The 7346-nt window shown below is 46.0% G+C and carries 6 protein-coding genes and 1 tRNA gene; 2 read left to right on the top strand and 5 right to left on the bottom strand.

All coding sequences use genetic code 11. The features are described 5' to 3' along the window. Positions 1–39: 39 nt before the first annotated feature. From K2I50_RS03815 to uvrB, 5 genes are all read right to left on the bottom strand, one after another. The gene (locus K2I50_RS03815; RefSeq protein WP_301024911.1) at positions 40–270 is read right to left on the bottom strand and encodes a hypothetical protein; all 231 of its coding nucleotides are present in this window, start codon (positions 268–270) and stop codon (positions 40–42) included. A gap of 31 nt (positions 271–301) precedes the next feature. Beyond that, the gene (locus K2I50_RS03810; protein WP_301024910.1) at positions 302–967 is read right to left on the bottom strand and encodes a carbohydrate-binding family 9-like protein; all 666 of its coding nucleotides are present in this window, start codon (positions 965–967) and stop codon (positions 302–304) included. Beyond that, the gene (locus tag K2I50_RS03805) at positions 964–1614 is read right to left on the bottom strand and encodes a LysE family translocator (protein ID WP_301024912.1); all 651 of its coding nucleotides are present in this window, start codon (positions 1612–1614) and stop codon (positions 964–966) included. Before K2I50_RS03805 ends, K2I50_RS03810 begins: the two co-directional genes overlap by 4 nt. 106 nt (positions 1615–1720) lie before the next feature. After that, complete coding sequence (locus K2I50_RS03800) at positions 1721–3676, bottom strand: YgiQ family radical SAM protein (protein ID WP_301024909.1); 1956 nt, start codon at positions 3674–3676, stop codon at positions 1721–1723. A gap of 40 nt (positions 3677–3716) precedes the next feature. Continuing rightward, positions 3717–5825 (bottom strand): excinuclease ABC subunit UvrB, encoded by a 2109-nt coding sequence (gene uvrB, locus K2I50_RS03795; protein ID WP_301024908.1) that lies wholly within the window; start codon positions 5823–5825, stop codon positions 3717–3719. Positions 5826–6264: 439 nt separating this feature from the next. Here uvrB and K2I50_RS03790 point away from each other — a divergent pair. Together K2I50_RS03790 and K2I50_RS03785 are read left to right on the top strand one after the other, a co-directional pair. After that, a tRNA-Arg gene (locus K2I50_RS03790) sits at positions 6265–6338 on the top strand. A 213-nt stretch (positions 6339–6551) separates the two neighbouring features. Further along, positions 6552–7346, top strand: a 795-nt coding sequence (locus K2I50_RS03785) for a phage integrase SAM-like domain and Arm DNA-binding domain-containing protein (RefSeq protein ID WP_301024907.1), incomplete at its 3' end; no start/stop codon positions are given.

Genomic DNA, 7346 nt, shown 5'->3' with positions numbered 1-7346 from the left:
TTGCTGCCTTGCTAGTGGTCTCTGTTATGTGTATAAGAGTCAGGTTCCGACCATGTCGTCAGTGGTAATCTTATCGTTGCCAAGAACATTGGACAAAAGACTTCCGAGCACACCTCCAAGACCAGCTGATGATGTTGAGCCGGTAGTCGATGTAGAATCCTTAGAAGCTGATGAGAGCTTGCCAAGTAATGAACCTAAATCGACTTTCTGTGCTGATGCAGTCATAAAACAGCATAGAGCAGCGACAAGCAATACAGATATCTTTCTCATAAATATATATGTAAATAATTAAGTAGTCATATCAATCAAGAATCATGCGGCCAAAACGGTCGGGCTGCAATGTGTATGGGAAATTGCCCTCGACAGGAAGCCAGCTCATGAAATGAGGCTGAGATGTAGCGGTAGCACATTTGAAGAAATTTCCCTTAATCTCCATAGGCCATGAGTCTCCGCATATGCCCAGCAAATCAAGAGGTATCCCCACAAGAATGTTCCATGAGAACAAGCCCTCAAGTTCCTGAAACGGTCGCGAGCCACATGAAGCGACTCTCTGTATACCGTCAAGTCTTTCCGGCTCTATCACCACATCATCTTGCCCCGGGCGTAGAATAAAGCCTGAAACAGTGCCGATGCAGTTGAATGTAAAAACATAGACGGTAGGATCGCCGGGATTTGGCTGAATCATCGCCGCAACAGCAGAGTCTTCATATACAGCCGTATTGGTGATATAGTTTACCGCACGAAGAAAATTGCATCGCACGAAAAAGTCGATATAGATATACCGGTTGGAATGAGCCATAGAGAATGTGGTCAGAGGCCGATAAGGAAATTTCGAATCTGTCACATACTCTATCGTACGCCGTACGCCTCTGTCATCAAGAGCCGTAATTAAATTGTCCGGAGACATATCGTCAAGCTCGCTGATACAAGGTACGGCAAGGATGTCGGAGTTGGATTGAGTCATCATTCGGAAATCATGATATAGTCCTTAACACCCATTACAAGCCCCACTATGCCCATCAGCAGAAGTACTCCACCTATAATACGATTGATAAGCCACAGGGAACGCACATTGAAGTGTGTGCGGACTTTATTTACGAAATATGTTATCGAATACCACCAGAGCAACGCACCTCCGAATATAGCGGTATATCCGGCTATATAATGATAGTAGCGGAACTCAGGCAAGAGAAAGTTGAACCGGGCGAAAAGACCGATTATGAAGAACAGAATCAGGGGATTGGAGAATGTAAGCAAGAATCCGCTGCCGAAATCCTTCCAATAGGTATTGGGTAAATCGGACGGTGTCGAGAGTCCGCGCGCAGGATTCTGCCGGAACAGGAATACGGCAAACACACCGAGCACAATTGAACCAAGAATCTGGAGTATAAGCTGATTGGCCTGAATAAAATCTGTAATGAACGACATGCCCAGGCCTGTGAGCAAGCAGTATATAATATCGCTCAACGCAGCTCCAACTCCGGTAAAGAAAGCAGGCAAACGCCCCTTATTAAGAGTACGCTGAATACACAACATCCCTATCGGCCCCATTGGTGCCGATATGAGAACGCCTATAGCGAGCCCGCGTATAATTATGTAGAGCAACGAACCCATCATGCAATTAACCTCCAAAGTTAACTCAAATGGTGGAATCTACGAAATATGTTAACTAAAATTTAAATAACAGGATTTTTCATCCGCATTGGTTGTGCCAGTCCCGTCACCTTTGTTTACGTGTTGAGCCATGCTTTTTACCGGAGGATGCATTATCGGTTTTTCCTGCATATGCGCCTCTTGACACAAAGCCGACCTTAGACTTTGCCGGCGTGTCAAAACGAGGATTATAACCGGGGAACAAACGTTGAATCAAGTCAGGACGGTGTAGACGTCGAAGAGATGTAACAATGCCCTGGCGGTAAGTGCGGTCGTACCAAAAGAAGTATTGTCGTTGGGCGAGTTTCTCTTCCGGAGATACAGCACAAAATACACGTTCGCTGGTATAAGGATGGTAGCCGGAGTAATATATTTCAGTAGCTACCGTCATTGGCGTTGGAGTAAAGTCCTGCACTTGCTCGAGATGCATATTGAGGTCGCGTGTCTCGGCTGCAAGTTCAGCCATATCAATCTCCCGGCATCCCGGATGGGATGATATGAAATAAGGTATCAATTGTTGCCGTAAACCGCACATGCGGTTTACTCGGTCGAAAATCTTCTTGAATTCATAGAATTGGCTGAACGGTGGCTTACGCATGACATTCAGTACCGCTTCACAAGTATGCTCTGGCGCAATCTTCAAACGCCCTGAAACATGATCGCGAATGAGTTCCTCATTATAACGACGGTTGTTTCGGTCGATATGCTCGTCACCTGACACATGCATCGACAAATCGTAACGCACACCGCTACCTATAAATGATTTCTTTACACCAGGCAATGCATCAACAGCATGGTATACGTCAAGCAACGGGCCATGGTCGTTGTTGAGGTTGGGACACACTTTCGGATGCAGGCATGACGGACGCATACACCGCTCACATAGCGAAAGGTCACGCCCTCCCATACGATACATATTCGCCGACGGTCCGCCAAGGTCTGAGATATACCCCTTGAAGTCAGCCATACGTGTCACCTGACGAGCCTCGCGCAGAATCGATTCCTTGCTACGCGATGCAATAAACTTCCCCTGATGAGCCGATATTGTACAGAAAGCGCATCCCCCAAAACAGCCCCTGTGCATATTAATGGAGTGTTTAATCATTTCCCATGCAGGGATAGTCTTCCCTTTATAACGCGGATGAGGCAAACGGGTATAAGGGAGGTCAAATGAAGCGTCAATCTGAGCTGTTGTCATCGGCGGATGCATCGGGTTGATGCGCACTACCCTATTGCCATGTGGCTGCCAGATGGTAGCAGCATGCATACGGTTGCTCTGCTGTTCGACATGCTTGAAGTTGGAAGATTGCTTACGTTTGTCGCGCAGACATTCTTCATATGAACTGAGTATTATATTATCTTTATCGGGAGCGGGCATTTCCGACAATGGACGCAGAGTGACACTTTGCGGCAAGTCGGTAATACGGGATATCTTTTCTCCGCCAGCAAGCCTTTCAGCAAGCTGCACTGTGCTCAGCTCGCCCATTCCATAGAGTATCATGTCGACATCGGCATCGACCATTATGGACGGACGCAGACAATCCTGCCAATAATCGTAGTGACTGACTCGGCGCAGGGAGGCCTCAATGCCCCCGGCAATTATAGGCACATCGGGATATATCGAACGCAGCGCCTTGGAATATACTATTGTAGGATAATCTGGACGCATACCATAGCGCGCATCGGGGGTATATGCATCATCGCTGCGCCGACGTCGGGCGGCAGTATAATGGTTGACCATGGAATCCATGGCACCCGGTGATATTCCAAAGAACAGACGCGGTCTGCCGAGTTTTCGGAAATCGCGCAAGTCATCGCGCCAATTAGGCTGCGGCACAATAGCGACTTTCAGTCCATGGGACTGCAGAACCCGGCCTATGACGGCAGCTCCGAATGAAGGATGGTCGACATAAGCGTCGCCGGAGAAAATAATCACATCAAGAGCATCCCAGCCAAGGGCCTCGACTTCCTTGACAGAAGTCGGAAGCCAAAGTTTAGGGTCGGTATATATGGTTTTATCCATTTAAAACAATGTATCAAAAGGTCGTATGAGAGGTATATTATCAGGAGATGCGGCTAAGATGCTCCTCCATCTGAAGGATTTCATCGCGCATACGAGCTGCCTCCATAAAATCCATGGCTTTTGCAGCGGCCACCATCTCGGCACGCAAACGTGTGATGGAACGTTGAAGTTCGTCGCGGTTCATATAGGGAACCACAGGATCAGCAGCAATGTCAACCTTGTTGGTGTATTCGTGTATATATGGCATCGGCTTGGATTTGGAAGTAACGACGCCACCATGTTCCTTTTTCGACAATTGCCCTCGCTTTGAAGAAGAGACAGATGAATGAGAAACACGTCCATCCTCATTCTCCTCATCAATACCAATTATTGCCTGTCGTGCCTTTACGATAGCCTGAGGAGTAATGCCGTGCTCTTCATTATATGCAAGTTGAATGGCACGGCGACGTTCGGTCTCGTCAATTGTAAGACGCATTGAGTCGGTAATCTTGTCGGCATACATGATGACGGTACCATTGAGATTACGTGCAGCGCGCCCTACAGTCTGTGTAAGCGAACGGTGGCTACGCAGGAAGCCCTCCTTATCGGCGTCAAGTATAGCTACAAGAGACACCTCAGGGAGGTCAAGGCCTTCACGAAGCAGATTGACTCCAATGAGAACATCGTATGTACCGGAACGCAAGTCGTCGAGGATACGGATACGGTCGAGAGTGTCGACATCGCTATGGATATAGGCAGCCTTGATACGCATCTTTAACATAAACTCATTGAGTTCCTCTGCCATACGTTTCGTGAGAGTAGTTACCAGCACACGCTCTCCACGTTCGATACGGAGCTGTATCTCCTCCATAAGATCATCAATCTGATTGAGACTCGGACGCACATCAATAACAGGGTCAAGCAGGCCGGTAGGACGGATAAGTTGCTCGACAATCACACCATCGCTCTTCTCAAGTTCATAGTCGGCGGGAGTAGCGGAAACATATACAGTCTGACTGGTAAGAGACTCAAATTCATTGAACTTAAGCGGACGATTGTCAAGAGCTGCCGGCAGACGGAAACCATACTCTACAAGATTCATCTTTCGGGAGACATCACCTCCATACATGGCACGTATCTGAGGAATTGTCACATGGCTTTCGTCGATTATCGTCAGGAAATTCTTAGGAAAATAGTCAAGAAGGCAGAAGGGACGCATTCCAGGCTCACGCCCGTCAAAATATCTGGAATAATTCTCAATGCCGCTGCAATGCCCTATCTCACGTATCATCTCAATATCATACGTGGTACGTTCATACAGGCGTGCCGCCTCAATTTCCTTTGCCTCCCGACGGAAGAAATCCACCTGTTCGCCGAGGTCAACTTCCATCTTTGCAATTGCCTGCCCTACTCTTTCACGCGAAGTAACGAATATATTTGCAGGAAATATCTTAAACTGGTCATGCTTACCAAGCGATGCACCCGATTCGGCATGTATGGTATGTATCGCTTCAATTTCATCGCCCCAGAATACAACTCTAAGAGTGATTTCCTCATAAGCGAGGCGTATATCTACAGTGTCGCCTTTCACCCGGAAGTTGCCACGGCCGAGTTCAATCTCATTACGGAAATACAACGCATCGACGAGTTTGCGAAGGAATACGTTGCGGGCAATTTTCTGACCTACACGAACATCAATTACCGAAGCATGAAAATCTTCCGGATTTCCAATGCCGTAAAGACATGATACTGATGAAACGACTATGACATCCTGACGTCCGGAGAGTAGCGCAGAAGTGGTGGCAAGACGCAGTTTATCGATTTCGTCATTAATCATCAAATCCTTCTCGATATACTTGTCGGAGGATGGTATATAGGCTTCAGGCTGATAATAATCATAGTAGCTTACAAAATATTCTACCGCATTATTCGGGAAAAACTGCTTCATCTCTCCATATAGCTGGGCAGCAAGCGTCTTGTTGTGGCTGAGCAGAAGCGTGGGCCTGTTGACCTGGGCAATGACATTTGCCATAGTAAATGTCTTGCCTGATCCGGTGACGCCAAGAAGAGTCTGCGCTGGCACACCATCGTTTATGCCCTCCACAAGCTGGCGGATTGCTTCAGGCTGGTCGCCAGTTGGCGAATATTCTGACTGTAGCTGGAATTTCATATTATCTTAACCGTTCAGATAAGAAACTGCATAAACTAAGCCGCCTTTGAGTAGAGTATATTACCGCGCATTTCACCGAATCAGTCATAATATGACTCCTTCATCAATGTCAGAATCTTCGCAGATATACCATCGTCAACAATGTAGCAAAAAAGAATATGGACAGTCTCTATGTTTGAATCTACAAAAATATGCAATTTGTACGACATGACAAAGGACGCACTTTGCTGCATTAATATGTTTTATGAGTATTGCGACATAAAGAAATGCAGATATCAGGTTGTCGTACATTTCAACGCATATGATAATCGACTCACAGTCTTTTATTTGCACAGGCGTAAAGCCCACACTGCCCTTTGGTTTAGCATTTTTTAACACCACGCAAATAAAACGTTAACGCATAAATTGCTACCTTTGCACACCCCTAATAACACATTTAGGTCCGGTAGCTCAGCTGGATAGAGCAACAGCCTTCTAAGCTGTGGGTCTTGGGTTCGAATCCCAACCGGATCACGAGAAGATAACGTGTTGAATACGAGGTAATTAACCTATCGTATTCAACGCGTTATTTGTGTTTATTAGCTTATTTTAGGCTCTTTTATCTGTCCTTTTTGTCGCTTTTTATCGCGTTTTTTCTACTTTTGTCGCAAAATGTTTCAGCAATGTTTCAGCAATCTGCTGAAACAAATAAACAATTCTTAACTAATTTATCCATAGATCAACACCATGTTTTCGACTAAATTTTATGTAGATGCTAATCGGAAAGACTCTTTGATGCTCCGCATTACCAATAATCGCAAAAAGGCAGAAATGTCAATGGGGTTACAAATAACTCCCGAAGAACTTGAATCGGCGTTGTCCGGTAGCTCTCGAAACATCCGCCTTGAAAAGATGCTCGCCTCTTGGACTTCTCAGATAAAGGACTTGATGCTTGAACTTGCAGACAAAAAGGAGACCGGCAAGGATGTAAAGGAAATTCGCACCATCTTGCAGGAAAGATTGCTTGGCGTCACTCTGACTCAACAGCCGAAAGAAGACACGCCGAATGGGAATTTTACGACATGTTTCCAAAACTTCATCAACAGCAAGGAAAACAAGGGGACAAAAGGTGTCTATAAACACACTCTTGACAAAATTAGACTGTTTGACCCTGATATTGATAAAAAGAGTTTTGAAGACATTGATTTGAAATGGCTGACCGATTTCGAGGCATTTTGCGCCCAGACCGCATCAAAAAATGCCCGCAATATACATCTGCGAAACATCCGTGCCGTGTTCAATAATGCGATTGATTACGAAATCACCTCAGCATATCCTTTCCGGCGTTTCAAGATTCGCCCGGAAGCAACCCGTAAACGCTCGTTGACCGTCGAGGAACTGAGGGCTTTTATTCGTATGGATGTAGAGGATTATCAGCAGTTCTATAAAGACATGTTCTTGTTGTCATTTTTCTTTATAGGGATAAACGCTGTAGACCTCGCAAAGCTGACATGCATAACAAACGATAACCGAATTGAATAC

The sequence above is a fragment of the Muribaculum sp. genome, assembly GCF_029051885.1.
Lineage (GTDB): Bacteria > Bacteroidota > Bacteroidia > Bacteroidales > Muribaculaceae > Muribaculum.
Note: the sequence above shows the minus strand (reverse complement) of the source record. Positions and strands in the feature narration are given on the sequence as shown.